The organism is Microbacterium sp. p3-SID336, assembly GCF_025143365.1.
Lineage (GTDB): Bacteria > Actinomycetota > Actinomycetes > Actinomycetales > Microbacteriaceae > Microbacterium.
Map to the genome: position 1 here is coordinate 30,267 of NZ_JALXPE010000035.1, position 14,285 is coordinate 44,551.

Annotated in this window: 14 protein-coding genes; 2 read left to right on the forward strand and 12 right to left on the reverse strand. The window is 70.3% G+C overall.

What is annotated here, in order from left to right:
- Positions 1-116 precede the first annotated feature (116 nt).
- From M3C17_RS11805 to M3C17_RS11855, 11 genes are all read right to left on the reverse strand, one after another.
- A complete protein-coding gene (locus M3C17_RS11805) occupies positions 117-710 on the reverse strand; it encodes a dihydrofolate reductase family protein (RefSeq protein ID WP_259977952.1) in 594 nt (197 codons plus the stop codon).
- Positions 711-811: 101 nt separating this feature from the next.
- The gene (locus M3C17_RS11810; protein ID WP_259977953.1) at positions 812-3,166 is read right to left on the reverse strand and encodes an excinuclease ABC subunit UvrA; all 2,355 of its coding nucleotides are present in this window, start codon (positions 3,164-3,166) and stop codon (positions 812-814) included.
- A 151-nt stretch (positions 3,167-3,317) separates the two neighbouring features.
- Complete coding sequence (locus M3C17_RS11815; protein WP_259977954.1) at positions 3,318-3,947, reverse strand: response regulator transcription factor; 630 nt, start codon at positions 3,945-3,947, stop codon at positions 3,318-3,320.
- Positions 3,940-5,187, reverse strand: coding sequence for a sensor histidine kinase (locus M3C17_RS11820; RefSeq protein ID WP_259977955.1), 1,248 nt, complete (start codon positions 5,185-5,187; stop codon positions 3,940-3,942). The genes M3C17_RS11815 and M3C17_RS11820 overlap by 8 nt, the downstream gene beginning before the upstream one ends.
- A 4-nt stretch (positions 5,188-5,191) precedes the next feature.
- Positions 5,192-5,896: an ABC transporter permease gene (locus M3C17_RS11825; protein ID WP_259977956.1), complete on the reverse strand. Its 705-nt coding sequence runs from the start codon at positions 5,894-5,896 to the stop codon at positions 5,192-5,194.
- 32 nt (positions 5,897-5,928) lie between these two features.
- Positions 5,929-6,846, reverse strand: a complete 918-nt coding sequence (locus M3C17_RS11830) for an ABC transporter ATP-binding protein (protein WP_259977958.1) — start codon at positions 6,844-6,846, stop codon at positions 5,929-5,931.
- 178 nt (positions 6,847-7,024) lie between these two features.
- The gene (locus tag M3C17_RS11835; protein WP_259977960.1) at positions 7,025-7,375 is read right to left on the reverse strand and encodes a VOC family protein; all 351 of its coding nucleotides are present in this window, start codon (positions 7,373-7,375) and stop codon (positions 7,025-7,027) included.
- Between the two features lie 76 nt (positions 7,376-7,451).
- Positions 7,452-7,841, reverse strand: coding sequence for a hypothetical protein (locus tag M3C17_RS11840; RefSeq protein ID WP_259977961.1), 390 nt, complete (start codon positions 7,839-7,841; stop codon positions 7,452-7,454).
- Positions 7,842-7,956: 115 nt separating this feature from the next.
- A complete protein-coding gene (locus M3C17_RS11845; protein ID WP_259977962.1) occupies positions 7,957-9,855 on the reverse strand; it encodes a right-handed parallel beta-helix repeat-containing protein in 1,899 nt (632 codons plus the stop codon).
- A gap of 227 nt (positions 9,856-10,082) precedes the next feature.
- Positions 10,083-10,571, reverse strand: coding sequence for an HPP family protein (locus M3C17_RS11850; protein ID WP_259977964.1), 489 nt, complete (start codon positions 10,569-10,571; stop codon positions 10,083-10,085).
- Positions 10,571-11,440 carry an alpha/beta fold hydrolase gene (locus tag M3C17_RS11855; RefSeq protein ID WP_259977965.1) on the reverse strand — a complete coding sequence of 290 codons (870 nt, stop codon included), beginning with the start codon at positions 11,438-11,440 and terminating at the stop codon, positions 10,571-10,573. The genes M3C17_RS11850 and M3C17_RS11855 overlap by 1 nt, the downstream gene beginning before the upstream one ends.
- A 108-nt stretch (positions 11,441-11,548) precedes the next feature.
- Between M3C17_RS11855 and M3C17_RS11860 the strand changes: the two genes are divergently transcribed.
- Complete coding sequence (locus tag M3C17_RS11860) at positions 11,549-12,064, forward strand: CGNR zinc finger domain-containing protein (RefSeq protein ID WP_259977966.1); 516 nt, start codon at positions 11,549-11,551, stop codon at positions 12,062-12,064.
- A gap of 49 nt (positions 12,065-12,113) precedes the next feature.
- On the opposite strand, the gene M3C17_RS11865 is transcribed toward M3C17_RS11860, so the two are convergent.
- Positions 12,114-12,830: a transcriptional regulator gene (locus M3C17_RS11865; protein ID WP_259977967.1), complete on the reverse strand. Its 717-nt coding sequence runs from the start codon at positions 12,828-12,830 to the stop codon at positions 12,114-12,116.
- A 133-nt stretch (positions 12,831-12,963) separates the two neighbouring features.
- Here M3C17_RS11865 and M3C17_RS11870 point away from each other — a divergent pair.
- On the forward strand, positions 12,964-14,285 hold a 1,322-nt coding region (locus M3C17_RS11870; protein WP_259977968.1), incomplete at its 3' end, for an MFS transporter.

Sequence of the window (14,285 nt, forward strand, 5' to 3'; positions counted from 1 at the left end):
GCGTTCGGCGACGCGCTCGGCCGCCCCCAGGCGTGCCTACCGTGGCTCGGCGGCGGCGAGCACGGAAGAATGCAGCGCTGAACGACTCTGCACGGTGCGAACCTCCCCTCCGTCGTTCAGACGTCGCGGGCGGGGCGGGCGTCGTAGCGCAGCGCGACGAGCTGGGAACCCGGCAGCACGCGTGCGGACAGCAGCGTCAGGCCTGCTCGCGGGCCGGAGTAGAGCTTCGATCCGTCACCGAGCAGCGCCGGGCCGACGAGCACGATCAGCTCGTCGACGAGCCCGCGTTCGAGCAGTGGGTTCCAGGTCGTCGCACTGCCGAACATCACGATGTCCCCGTCGCCGGACTGCTTCAAGCGCTCGACCTCGGCTGGGCCCTGGGCGCGGGGGACGACCCTGGTCGTCGCGGCCCACGGATCGGCGGGATCGATCGAGAAGGAGTCGCTGATGATCACCGACTCCGTCGAGAGCACGGCCCGCGCGATCTCCCGGTTCTGCTCGGTCTGGGAGTCGTCGGCGGCGACGCCCGACCAGTAGTCCCAGTTCTCCGGGAACCACCTGCTGCCGTAGACGATGGTGCCGGCGTGCGACAGCAGCTCGTGGTTATGGTTGTCGAAGGCGTCCTCGAACGGCATCGGACCGAGCTCCTTGCCCCGTCCTTCGAAGTAGCCGTCGAGCGAGGTCAGCACGGAGACGACGAGTGTGCGCATCGCCCCAGTGAACTCCGCTCGGCCATGTCAAGGCAAGGCTCAGCGGCACCCTGACCCGACGTGCGTGTCGGGCGTGCAGACCCCCGGCCCCCGGGTTCCGCTCACGCCGAGCTCGGGCGGGATGCGGTCGTCGGTGCTTCGCGTCGCCCCACGGCCTCGGCGAGATAGCGGCCCGTGACGGACGCGGTGCTGCGCGAGAGCCCGTGCGGCGTGCCCTGGTACACGATGCTGCCGCCCTGCTGACCGGCACCGGGACCGAGGTCGATCACGTGGTCGGCGTGGGCGACGACGCGGAGGTTGTGCTCGATAGCGATGATCGTCGCGCCGTCGTCGATGAGCTCGTCGAAGAGGTGCAGGAGCCGGTCGACGTCGGATCCGTGGAGGCCTGCGGTGGGTTCGTCCAGCACGATCCGCAACGCCTGGGCGTCCGGGGCGTCGGCGAGCTGGCGGGCGAGGAGGAGGCGTTGGCGCTCGCCGCCGGAGAAGGTGTCGAGGCCCTGGCCGATGGCGACGTACCCGAGCCCGACGCGCTCCATCCACTCGAGTCGTCCGGCGATGGCGGGGTGCGCGGCGAGCACCTCGCGGGCCGGGCCGGCGTTCATGGCCAGGAGGTCTGCGATGCTGCGGCCGTCGATGGTCGCCGCCAGGGCCGTCTCGGTGAAACGGGTCCCTGCGCACGCATCGCACGTCGTCTGCACGTCGTCCAGAAAGGCCAGATCGGTGACGATGACGCCCTTGCCCTTGCACATCGGGCACGCTCCGCGGCCGTTCGCGCTGAACCACGACGGATGAAGCCCGGTGGCGGACGCGTAGACGCCGCGAACGGCTTCGGCGATACCGAGGACCGTGAGGGGGGTCGAGCGGATTCCGCCGCGCAACGGTGCCTGGTCGACCACCACGAAGTCCGGATGCTGCCGGGGGAGCTCGGTGGCGAGCAGCGTGGACTTGCCGGATCCGGCGACTCCCGACGCGACCGTGAGCACGCCGAGCGGCACCTCGACGGTCAGATCGCGGAGATTGTTGCGGCGGGCATCGCGGATCGTCACCCAGCCGCGGGCGGTCCGCGGGTGCTCGCGCAGCCGGACAGGGACGTTCAGCATCCGGCCCGTCGCCGTGTCCGACTCGGCGAGACCTCCGGGGGGCCCGTCGTACTGGACGGTGCCGCCGTTCGCGCCGCCCGCCGGGCCGAGCTCGATCACGTGATCGGCGGCCTCGATGACGGCACGGTGATGCTCGACCACCAGGACGGTGTTGTGCGCATCGCGCAGCCGCCTCAGCAGCTCGTTCAGGCGATGGACGTCGCTGGGGTGCAGGCCGACGCTCGGCTCATCGAACACGTAGGTCACATCGCTGAGCGCGCTGCCGAGGTGACGGACGATCTTGATCCGCTGCGCCTCGCCCCCGGAGAGGGACCCCGAGTCGCGGTCGAGACGGAGGTAGCCGAGCCCCACCGTGTCGAGCGCGTCGAGCCGGCTGAGGACGGCTCGCCGCAGCGGTGCCACCTCCGGTGCTCGGACGTCGGCCACGACGTGCCGAAGGTCACTGACCGGCGTCGCAGCCCAGTCCGCGATCGAGCGGCCGTCGATCACGCTGGCCCTCGCGGCCGGGTTGAGGCGTGAGCCTGCGCACTCGGGACAGGCCCGGCGGGTGACGACGCGGGCCAGTGCGATCTGCTCCTCGTCGGTGAGCCGCGACGGCTTCTTGCGCAGGTAGGAGTTCTGCAGCCGCGGCACGATCCCATCGAAGAGCCCTGACCGGGGGTACTCCGGGGCGGGGTCGCTCAGACGCAGACCCTCCGCGTGCAGCAGCGTGTCCAGCTCGTCCGGACGGAGTGTGCCGAGCGGTGCATCGGGATCGACCAGACCCGAGTGGACGAGCCGCTTCCACCGGTAGGTCCCCGGCGCGAAGGTCGGAAACCGGACCGCTCCGTCTCGGAGGCTCCGCGCCGGGTCGATCAGCTCTTCCAGATCGATGTCGTCGACGGTCCCGAGGCCCTCGCACCGGGGGCACATCCCCGCCGGATCGTTGAAGGAGTACGCGGGCGAGAAGCCCGCCGACGGCTCTCCGATCCGAGAGAAGAACAGTCGCAGGAGCGGAGCGATGTCGCTCGCCGTGCCGACCGTCGAGCGGGCGTTGCCGGTGAACCGCCGCTGGTCCACGATCGTGGTGAACGTCAGCCCGTCCACCCGATCGACATCCGCGGGTGGATGCTGCGGCAGCCGATTCCGCACGAACAGGGGGTAACTGTCCGCGGCCAGGCGTTCGGCCTCGGCGGCGATCGTGTGGAACGCCAACGACGACTTCCCGGAACCGGAGACTCCGGTGAACACGGTCAGCCGGTGCTTCGGCACCCGCACCGATACCTGACGGAGGTTGTTCGTCCGCGCGCCCTCGACTGTGATCCAGCGACCACGGTCGGCGCCCTCGCCCGATGTCTCTTCCCTCATGTCGTCCATAGGGGGACGCTAACCCGAGATGCGGTCGATTTCGGGCCGCATCTTCGGCGCCCGATCCCGGGATCAGCGGCGGAGGCTCTGGATCAGGTGCGCGACCGGCTCTCCTCGTCACCGGGTGCGCTCGCCCGTCCGATCCTTCCTCGCTCGCCCGTCACTCCAGCAGCCCCCGCTGAAAACCCACGGCCACGGCGGCGGCCCGATCGCTCACACCGAGCTTCGTGAAGATGTGGAGGATGTGCGACTTCACCGTCGCCTCGCTGATGAACAGTCGAGCAGCGGCCTCGCGATTCGTCGCGCCCGCCGCGATCAGCCGCAGGACCTCCAGCTCCCGTGCGCTCAGCGGCGACTCCGGCGCGCGCACCCGTCCCATCAGGCGCAGGGCGACGGTCGGTGACAGCACCGCCTCGCCCCGTGCGGCCGCTTCGACGGCTCTCATGAGCTCGTCGCCGGGAGCGTCCTTCAAGAGGTATCCGGTGGCGCCGGCCTCGATCGCGGGGAGCACCTCGCTGTCCGTGTCGTAGGTGGTGAGCACCAGCACCGAGGTGGGCAGCTCCAGCTGGGCGAGGAGCTTGATCGCCGTGACCCCGTCCATGCGGGGCATGCGCAGATCCATGAGCACGACGTCGGGGGCGAGCGTGCGCGCGAACGCGACGGCCTCGGCCCCGTCGGCCGCCTCGCCCACGACTTCGAAGCGGGGATCGCCGGTGAACATGCCCCTCAGGCCGTCCCGGACGACCGGATGATCGTCCGCGATGAGCACGCGGATGGGGGAGTCAGGCATCGGTCGATCTCCTCTCTTCGGAGGGTTCGGGAGCGAGGACCGGGATGCTGGCGGAGACCGCGGTGCCCTGCTCCGGTCCCGATTCGATCTCCAGGGACCCGGCCACGCGGTCCATCCGCTGGCGCATCGAGGTCAGGCCGAACCCGCCCCCGCGGCCCGCGTCGGCCGGCTCGAAACCGATGCCGTCGTCGCGGACGTCGAGGGTGACGACGTCGTCCATGTACGACAGGGTGAGTCCCACCCGACTCGCGCGCGCATGCTTCCCCGCATTCGTGAGCGCCTCCTGGGCGACGCGCAGGAGCGTCACCTCGGCCTCGGGGTGCAGCGGACGCACGTCGCCGGTGGTGTTCACCTCGACGGGCACTCCCTGTCGGCCGCTCCATTCGGAGGCCGCCGCCGCGATCGCGTCGGGCAACCGGGTCGATTCGAGCTCCGGCGGTCCGACGGCGTGGACCGACCGCCGTGCCTCCGCGAGACTCTCCCGCGCGAGCGCGGTGGCGATGCCCAGGTAGCGTCGGGCGGAGCCGTCGCCGCCGACCTCGATCGCGCGGTCGGCGGCGTGCAGCTGGGTGATGACGCCCGTGAGTCCCTGCGCGATGGTGTCGTGGATCTCCCGAGCGATGCGCTGTCGCTCGTCGAGGACACCTGCTTCTCGAGCCTGCACGAGCAGCTGCGCCTGCAGCCCCTCGTTCTCGCGGATGGTCTCCTCCAGCCGGGCCACCATGCGCTTGCGTTCCGCGCTGTGCTCCCTCGTGACATCGCCGATGCTGCTGAAGAGACCAACCACCGCCACGATCGCGACGATGAACAGGACGTGGACCAGGATGGCCGCGGGCGCCGGTCCGGGCAGGCCACCGGTGAACGTGGTGACGCTGATCGCGGCGGTGGCGATCACTCCCACGAAACGCCAGGCGCCGCGCAGGTACTGCCACGAGTGGAGGTAGCCCACGAAGCCGAAGAATCCGGCGAACCACATGTCGCGGCTGCAGAGCAGGGCGATGAGCACGAGGAGACCCGTGACGTACACGGCGCCCCCGGGGCGGCGCGTGCTCATCGTCCACATCCACACCGCGGTGAGCAGCACGAGTCCGAGCGAGATGAGCCGGTCGCCCCACGTCCCGGTGCCGGTGATCATCGACAGCGTCGCCGACGTGGCGAGGAGCAGATACGGCGCGACCGCCAGTAGCCTCAGGAGCTGCTGCTCGCGCCGCTCGATCTGCGTCAGCGACATCGACGTCATGCGATCACTCCCAGCGGAAGAATCTGGCTGCGGCGAGACTGAGCACCACCGCGTAGACGGCCATGACCCCCAGCAGCAGAGGATCGGCGGCCGCGCCCGTCCAGACGTCGTTCAGGCTTCGGCGGAAGGCGCCGAGGGGGGTGAACTCCCCGATCGCCACCAAAGTAGCAGGCATCAGAGAGACCGGCTGCATGATCCCCGCGAGATACGCCGACGGGAAATAGAGCAGCACGCCGATGCCGTTGGCGGCGCGTCCGCTCGGCGCGAGCGCAGCGATCAGCAGGCCGATGGCGAACAGGGAGGCGGTGCCGAGCGCGAAGACGGCGGCGAACATCAGGGCGTCGGCGGGGAGCGGCGCCCCGAACGCGATGCCCGCGACCGCGAGGAGCACGCCGCAGCTGACGAGGGCGAGCACCACCTGCAGGAGCAGCTGCACCGTCAACAGGCTCGCCGGTCGCACGGGCGTGGTCGAGAGTCGACGCAGGATGCCCTTCTCCCGATAGCCGGCGAGAGCCGTCGGCATCAGATACAGACCCACGAGAGCGATCGCGACGGCGATCACCATCGGGAGGAGAGTCGTGTCGTCGGGCCCGATCGAGTTCCCGAACGCGAGGAGGATGAACAGCGGGATCACGACGGTGAACAGCGATCCGGGCTCGCGCAGGAGCAGCTTGGATTCGACGGCGGTGAGCTTGGCGGTGGCGGACATGGGGTCTCCCGGGTGCGCAGGGCGGATGCGGGTCAGTGGTCGAACGTGCGGCCGGTGAGGGCGGCGAAGGCGTCGTCGAGGGTGCGCTTGTCGATGCGCAGATCGGTCGCGACGATGTGCTCGCGCGCCAGCAGCGTGGTCACCGCGGTGGCGAAGTCGCTCGTGCCCGACACGACGACGACATCGGCGGTGATCCGTGCGGACGTCACCCCGGGCAGGGTGCGGATCGCATCGAGGATCCGCGTCCCCTCCTCCGACTCCACGCGGAATCGCATGGCGTGCTCCGCATCGACGGCGTCGATCAGCGCGGCCGGGGTATCGATCGCCGCGATGCGGCCCTGGCTGATCACGGCGACACGGTCGCACAGCTCCTCGACCTCGTCCATGAAGTGGCTGACGAGCACCACGGTCACCCCTGCGGCACGGATCTGCTCGACGAGCTGCCAGGTCGCGCGGCGGGCCTGTGGGTCGAGTCCCGTGGTGAGTTCGTCGAGGAAGGCGATCCGCGGGTTGCCGACGAGCGCGAGCGCGATGATGAGGCGCTGCTTCTGCCCGCCCGAGAGCTTGGCGAAGCGCACGTTCCGCTGATCGGACAGGCCCCACTCGTCGATCAGCTCGCGCCAGTTCCGCGGCTGCTCGTAGAAGGAGGCGTACAGGTCGAGCGCCTCCCAGACCTTGAGGTTGTCGGGCAGCTCGGTGTGCTGCAGCTGCACGCCGATGAGCTGCCTGAGCCGGCGGCCGTCGGCGACCGGGTCGAGGCCGAGGATCTGGACCGAGCCGGAGTCGGCCGTGCGCAGACCCTCGAGGATCTCGACCGTGGTCGTCTTGCCGGCGCCGTTGGGGCCGAGGATGCCGAAGATCTCGCCCTCCTCGACGGAGAACGTGATCCCGTCGAGGACGGTTCGCCCGGCGTAGCGCTTGGAGAGGTCGATGACGTCGATGGCTGGCATGGCTCCAGCCTTCCGGGCTCACCCGCCACGCCCATCGTCCGTGCGGATACTCGGTGCGCGCTCAGGGCTGAGTCGGGAATCCACCGATCGGTCGATGCGGCGTCCCGGCGTCGGGATGGCGCGCGGAACGCCCGCAGCACGGTGGCGGCGCTCTCCACGGCTCCCGATGGGGCAGACGTCAGTCGTCGGTGTGCATCCCGACGTTCACGACCCTGCCGTCGGACGCCCGGTAGAAGAAGCGCGTGACGCCCCACGGCTCCTCGGTGAGAGGATGGACGATCTCCAGCGCGGCGGACTCGACGCGCGCCAGCGCCTCGTGCACGTCGTCGACGAACACCGAGACGCCGGGGTTCACGGGGGCTGACGCGTCCTGGGTGATCAGGCTCAGCTGGTGACCCTCGTCGTCGCCGAGCGTCGCGATCCATCCGTGATCCATGAGCACGCGGAGTCCGAGCACCGCAGCGTGCTCGGCGACCGCCCGCGGGAGATCGGTCACGGTGAGATTCGGAACGACTCGGTCGACGCGCATGCGGACATTGTCGCAGTTCGCACGCTCGGCGACGGCCGCTTCACCTCGCGGCGGTGCCGACCGGCGCGAGGTGTCGTCAGAGGAACAGGGGGAGCAGCGAGGCGACCAGGCCGAGGACGCCGACCGACGCGAACACCGTGCCGACCGCCCGCAGCACCCGGCGAAGGTGCGGCGGCTCACCGACCCGCGCGCGGGAGGGATCGTTCGAGCTGTACACGCCCTCCGTCCACCCGTCGACGGTGGCCGTGGGCTCGTCGCGGCGAAGCGGCCGCTCGTGGAAGTCTCCGCCCGCGAACCACCGGGCGACCGGCTGACCGTCGCGGTCGATCACGGCGATCTCGACGGACACCCACTGCCCCTCGACGAGCCGGATCAGCAGCGCGGTCGCGAGCAGCAGCGCTCCGAGGCCGAGACCCAGCCAGGACAGCACCTCGCCGACCGCGCCGAGGGTGTCGAGGAGCTGCACGACTCCATCGTAGAGAGCCCGTTCGTATGCTCGGCGTCGGACCGGAGGTCAGCGGGACGTCCGGCCCGGCGCCGTGCGGTCCGCAGCACCACTGCGTCGACAGCCGTCAGCGCGCTCAGTGCCCGGTCCGCCGGCGCCTCAGGAGGGAGAGGGCGCCCCCGAGCAGCAGCAGCACCGCCGCCAGCTGCAGCAGCCCGGTGGAGTCGGCGCCGGTCCGGGAGAGCGAGTCCGCGGTGGGCGAGCCGCCGGCCGCGGGCGTCGGATCGGGCGCGGGGGCGGGAGGCGGCGTGGGGGTCGGCGTCGGTGTCGGGGTGGGCTCCGGCGCCGCAGCGACGGTGACCGGGCAGGGGACGAGCTCGTTGTCGACGGCGGCGGTGAAGGCCCCGGTCCCCGGCGTGGTCCCGGTGAACGTGCCCGTGCGCTGGGCTGCGGCGGGCGTCGGATCCTGGAACCCATCGGTCGGGATGCCGGTGAACGCGGCGTCCACCGAGCCGATGCCTCCGGTCACGGCACCGGTCATCACGGGCTGCAGGGCGACACTCGACAGCGTGGTGAGGATCGTCGGCATGCCCTGGACGTTCCCGCTGACGGGTGCGGTGGCACCGACCTCCACGGGGGCGGTGGGTCCGGTGCAGACCAGCGTCAGCCAGTCGTCCACCACGACCTTCGTGCGTTCCGCGTCGGTCGGCACGTCGTGGTCTCCGACGCCGCCGTCGTCGTCGTGGTAGCGGATGGGGTCGGCCGGAAGCCCGGTCGTGGCGGAGACCGCGCCGGGGCCGGTGTTGGTCCCCCACCAGTTGCTCGACAGGTCGTACGCACCGACCGTGGTGAGGTCGAGGTAGCGCGCGAAGGCGCCGACCGTGTTGCCGAAGATCCGGTTGTCGGTGGCCGTGATGCCGGAGTTCATGGGCAGGCCGGGGTCGACCAGGCTCAGCCGCAGCCCCTGTCCGTATCCGGTGATGGTGTTCCCGGCGATCCGCATCCCGGTCATGTTGAAGACCTGCACCGCGCGACCGTCGCCGCCCGCCCCGACGAACGTGTTGTCGGTCACGGTGACGTCGGTCGAGTCGAAGAAGAAGGTCGCGGCGTCATCGCCCGTCTGCCCCGGCGTGAAGAACTCGTTGCGGGTGATCGTGCCGCCGGCCACCCCTCCCGAGAAGGAGACCCCGGCCAGCGCGGTGTCGGCGAACACGTTGTCCTGGATGAGCACCTCGGCCGTGGGGTACACGGCGTCGGCGTAGACGTCGTTCCCGGCGCCGAAGGTCTCGGGGAACAGGTCGTTGTCGCGGAAGAGGTTCCGCTCGATGACGGTGCCCCGTCCGCCGAGGTACACGCCGAAGGTCATGCCCTGCACGATGCTGTTGCGCAGCACGAAGCCGGGCACGTCACCCTTCTGCGCGCCGTGGATCGCGTTCTCCCATGCGGGCACCGCGTCGAGCGCCGTCGGCCCGCCGAACTCGTCTCCGTGTGCGGTGCGCGACGTGCCCTCGAAGAGCAGACCGTCGAAGGTGGAGCCGTTGCCCTCGGGGATACCGGCCGTGTTCGGGTCGTCGATGCGGAAGATCCCCGAGCCGGCGTTGAAGTACGGGTTGAGCTCCATGTGCAGCACGGTCTCCGCACCACGGGCGGCATGGCCGGGAACGCCGGCGTTCGCGCCGACGACCGCGACGGGCTCGTTCAGCATGAAGTCGTCGTAGATGGTGTAGGTCCCGGCAGGGATCGTGATCGTGTCGATGCCAGGGGTGCCCGCGGGGCATCCGTCGACGGCGGTGTTGGTGTCCGCCGCCTCGACGGCCTCGCGCAGGGAACACAGCCCGTTGTCGTTGGAGACGTTCACGATCGCCTCCTGACCGAGCGGTTCGCCGCCGAGCGGCGTGGTCGTCCACGTCGCGGTCTCCGCCGTCTCGTTCACGGTGATCGATGCCGCCGCTGCCGGCTCCGCTATCAGCACGACGGCGCCCAGCGCCACGGTCGTGGACAGCACAAGAACGACAGGCCCCCGCCTCGCAACCATCGGAATCTCCTCCGCTCGGTCAACGCAGACATGATGCGCCTCCGAGAACCCGCGCACAACCCCACCTTCATTTCCCTCGGGGGGTGACGAGCGGCCACCGTGCGGAGCGGCGGCGCAGACGGCGAACTGCGGTGCGGCTGTGCTCATCCGTTGCGTGGTGCCCCTCCTCCCCGGAGGACCGCCTGGCGGGTCGCGGTGCTCGACGTGGAGGAGGGGCGGTCGGGGGGTCAGGCGGGGCGTGCGGGGTAGCGGCGCCCCCGCACGATCCGGCCGAGGACGACGCCGGTGAGGACGACCACCGCTGACGCGACCAACACGGGACTGAGCAGGAACAGCGGGTCGGGGGCCGTGAGGCCGACGAGGGCGGCGGTGGCGGTCGCGGGCGGATGCGGCGCCTTGAGCAGCATCATCGGCGCGGTGCTGAGTCCGGCCGCGAGCGCCGCCGTCCAGACCGAGGGCCCGAGGAGTGCTGCCGCCGCGAGCGCGATCCCCGCGCCGAGGACATGCCCGAGGAGGATGTTGCGCGGCTGCGCCAGCGGCGACGTCGGTGCCAGGGCGACGAGGGCCGCGCTGGCCGCGAACGGCAGTGCGAACAGCGGCAGCCCGGTGAGGGTGGCGACCCCGGCGAGCACGAGAAGCGCCGCGGTGGTGGTCGCCGTCACGAGCAGCGCCGAGGGGACGCTGCGCGGGACGACCCGGTCGAGGACCCTCGCCATCAGCCGGCGAGACCGCGCAGGAAGCGGCGTACGAGCCCGGCGCTCTCCGCGAGGCGGGTGGAGAGGGGGAAGTGGCCGGCGTCGAGCAGCTCGACCTGGACGTTCTCCACGTCCCGGGCGAACGCGCGGGCGCCGTCGGGGCCGAAGATCTCGTCGTTGCGACCCCACGCGGCCAGCACCGGCGGCCGCTGCGTGCGCAGGTACTCCTGCCATCCGGCGTATCGACCGGGGTTGACGCCGTAGTCGGCGAAGAGGGCGCGCTGGATCTCGGCGTTACCGGGGCGGTCGAGGAACGCCTGGTCGAGCGCCTCGAGGCTGGGATCGACGAGCGGCAGATCGCTCTCGGGGACGCCGTGGGTGTACTGCCAGTGCGTGCCCTCCCGGGTGGTCAGACCCGCGAGTGCCTGAGCGTCGGCCTCGGTCGCCTCTCCCGCCCACCAGCGGCGCAGCGGCTCCCAGAACGGGGTGAGGCCCTCGTCGTAGGCGTTGCCGTTCTGGGACACGATCCCGGTGATCCGCTCCGGGTGCCGCTCGGCGAGCCGGAAGCCGACGGGGGCGCCGTAGTCGTGCACGAAGAGGGCGTAGTGCCGGAGCGCCAGGCTCTCGAGGAGCGCCTCGACGACGTCGGTCACGTGGTCGAACGTGTACTCCCACTCCTCGGGGGACGGCGCGGAGCTGTGACCGAACCCGGGGTAGTCGGGAGCGATCAGGTGGAACTCGTCGGAGAGTTCGTCGATGAGCGTGCGGTACATGACCGACGACGTGGGGAATCCGTGCAGCAGCACCAGGGTGGGCGCCTGCGGGTCACCCGCCTCACGGTAGAAGACGTCGAGCCCGTCGATGCGGGCGGTGCGGTGGGACTGGGTCACGTTGGTTCCTAACCGTTGATAAGTTGATGACTGGTTATGTCGGACGAAGTCAACGTAGCCAGGGCGACCTCAACCTGTCAATAGGCGAATAGCGGTTATAGTGAGGACATGCAGAGACCGCTGACAGGGGAGCCGCTCGCCCTCGACCTCGCCAACACGGCGTGGATCGAGCACGGCCGCTGGGTCGATCTCTTCGACGACCCCACCGCGCTCTCCGCCTGGCTCGCCGAGCACGAGCTGCCCGAGAACGACGGAGCGCGGGAGACTGTGACGGCAGCGAGAGACGCCGTGCGCGCGGCCGTGCTCGGCGACACGGCGCCGCTCGACGCCGTCCTGGCGCACGGCTCACGGCGGCCGGTGCTCGCAGGCGGGGTGGCCGGTGACGTCGTCATCGTCGACGAACCCCGCTGGCACGCGGCCTGGGTCGCGGCAGCCGACCTCGTCCGGCTCCACGGCCAGCGGCCCGAGCGGATCCGGAAATGCGCGAATCCCGAGTGCGTGCTGTGGTTCTACGACACCAGCAAGAACGGCCAGCGCCGCTGGTGCTCGATGCAGGGCTGCGGCAATCGGATGAAGGCCGCCCGCTTCTACGACAAGCACATCCGGTCGAATCAGGAGGGCTGAGGGAGCGCCGTCGCGGCCGAGTCGGTTCGACCGGATCGGCGCGGGCGGGTCAGCGGGCCCGCGCCTCCTCCAGGTAGTTGTACGCGGTCACGCGGGAGATGCCGAGCCTCTTGGCGATGGCCTCCACGGACTTGCGCATCTGCGTGGCGCCCCGGCGGTCGAGGCGTTCGAGCACGCTGATCTTGTCCTCGCGGGACATCGCTTCGACGGGGCGACCGATGTCGCGGATGGCCTCGGTGATCATGGCGTCCATGACGGCGACGAGGTCGGTGCCGAAGTGCTCGGTCGGCGCGGCCTCGGGCCGGGCGGCGGGCAGGAGTGCGTCCAGCACGTCACGCGCCTGGCGGAGCTGGCTGACGTCGACGTTGATGCATAGCGACGCGATGATGTCGCCGGCACGGTTGTGGAAGTACACCGAGGAGCACCGCAGCTCGCGGCCGTCGCTCGTGAAGGCCGTGTAGCCGAAGGCGTCGTGGACCTTCTGGCGCTCGCGCAGCACGCCGAGCCCGAGCGAGGTCGACGGTCCGCCGACACTGCGCCCTGTGACGTGGCCGTTCTCGATCGCGACGATCGTGTGGCCGAGATCGACGTCGTTGCCGTCGAGGTTGTGCAGCACGACCTCGACGGACGGGCCGGCGGCCGCGGCGAGTGCGGGCAGCAGCGGGCGATACATCTGCAGCACCTCTTCCGCGTTCTCGTACGTCTCCCGCGGCGACTCCGTCGGAGCGGGCGCGGTGTGGTTCTCGATACGCGGGGCTGTGGACACGGGCGACACCTCTGATGAACAAAAAATACAAATCGTGGACAGAATGTCTCTGCCCCTGTTAGTTTATCGACGCCGAGGACGGCGGTCGAGGGCGGCCGCCGCCGGCGATGACTCATCTGGCGAGGAGGCTGGGATGACCACAACTGCTCCGGGCAGGCTGACGGCGAAGCAGCGCAAGACGGTCGCGGGAGGCGCGATCGGCACGATCATCGAGTACTACGACTATTACCTGTACGGACTGGCCGCCGCCGCGGTCTTCCCCGCGGTGTTCTTCTCGTCCAACGATCCGCTGGTCGCTCAGCTGTCCTCGTTCGCGACGTTCGCGGTGGGCTTCTTCCTCCGCCCGCTCGGCGGGATCATCTGGGGCATCGTCGGCGACCGCGTCGGTCGCAAGGTGGTGCTGATGAGCACGGTCGTCGGCATGGGCGTCGCCACGACCGGCATCGGCCTCATCCCGTCGGACCAGGCCATCGGGATCGCCGCCCCACTGCTCCTGCTCCTCTGCCGGCTGTTCCAGGGCTTCTTCGTGGGCGGCGAGATGGGCGGCGCGGCGACCATGGTGGTCGAGGCGGCTCCGACCGGGAAGCGCGGTCTCTACGGCGCCTTCCTCATCAGCGGCGCCGGCATCGCCAACGTGTTCTCCGGCGGACTCATGGCCGCGCTCGGGGTCACCGACGACTCCTGGTTCCTGCAGTGGGGCTGGCGCATCCCGTTCGTGCTCTCGATCGTGCTCGCCATCGCGGCGGTGCTGCTGCGCCGTCAGCTCGAGGAGTCGGACGCCTTCACCGAGACGCAGACGCTGCAGCTCACCCTCGTCGGCAAGAAGGTGAATCCGCTCGTCGAGGCCTTCCGGCACCCGAAGAACGCGATCATGGGGATCCTGATCGGTCTGCCGCAGTCGATCGCCGGCTACGTCGTGCTCACGTATGGTCTCGCCTTCATGGTCTCCAACGAGGAGCTGCCCGCGTGGATGGGCTTCGCCGGCACGATGATGGTGGGTCTGCTCCAGATCGTGGTGGCGCCGCTGTGGGGCGCGATCTCCGACCGGATCGGCCGACGCACGGTGTACATCATCGGCTGCCTCGGGTTCGCGGCGATGGTGTACCCCGCGTTCATGATGTTCAGCACCGGGAACATGTGGCTGATCTGGCTCGGTCAGATCCTGGGGTTCGTGGTGTTCGGCGTCGCGATGCAGGCGACCCTCGCGACGATGCTCGCCGAGATGTTCGACCCGGAGGCACGGACCACCGGGGTGAACATCGGCTACCAGATCTCCAACACGCTCGGCGGCGGCCTCGCCCCGCTCATCTGCACCGCGCTGGTCGCGGCAGCAGGGGGTGCGTTCTGGCCCGTGGTCGTCTACTCCGCCGTGATCGCCGTGATCGGTGTGATCGCGACCCTGGTCGCATCGATCCTCCCCGACGTGGAGGATGCGGGACGACTGCACGAGCTGGG

Excerpts from the sequence above, each read along its gene's own strand:
- M3C17_RS11805 (WP_259977952.1), bottom strand. The coding sequence starts at position 710 with ATGCGCACACTCGTCGTCTCCGTGCTGACCTCGCTCGACGGCTACTTC.
- M3C17_RS11810 (WP_259977953.1), bottom strand. The coding sequence starts at position 3,166 with ATGGACGACATGAGGGAAGAGACATCGGGCGAGGGCGCCGACCGTGGT.
- M3C17_RS11815 (WP_259977954.1), bottom strand. The coding sequence starts at position 3,947 with ATGCCTGACTCCCCCATCCGCGTGCTCATCGCGGACGATCATCCGGTC.
- M3C17_RS11820 (WP_259977955.1), bottom strand. The coding sequence starts at position 5,187 with ATGACGTCGATGTCGCTGACGCAGATCGAGCGGCGCGAGCAGCAGCTC.
- M3C17_RS11825 (WP_259977956.1), bottom strand. The coding sequence starts at position 5,896 with ATGTCCGCCACCGCCAAGCTCACCGCCGTCGAATCCAAGCTGCTCCTG.
- M3C17_RS11830 (WP_259977958.1), bottom strand. The coding sequence starts at position 6,846 with ATGCCAGCCATCGACGTCATCGACCTCTCCAAGCGCTACGCCGGGCGA.
- M3C17_RS11835 (WP_259977960.1), bottom strand. The coding sequence starts at position 7,375 with ATGCGCGTCGACCGAGTCGTTCCGAATCTCACCGTGACCGATCTCCCG.
- M3C17_RS11845 (WP_259977962.1), bottom strand. The coding sequence starts at position 9,855 with ATGGTTGCGAGGCGGGGGCCTGTCGTTCTTGTGCTGTCCACGACCGTG.
- M3C17_RS11850 (WP_259977964.1), bottom strand. The coding sequence starts at position 10,571 with ATGGCGAGGGTCCTCGACCGGGTCGTCCCGCGCAGCGTCCCCTCGGCG.
- M3C17_RS11860 (WP_259977966.1), top strand. The coding sequence starts at position 11,549 with ATGCAGAGACCGCTGACAGGGGAGCCGCTCGCCCTCGACCTCGCCAAC.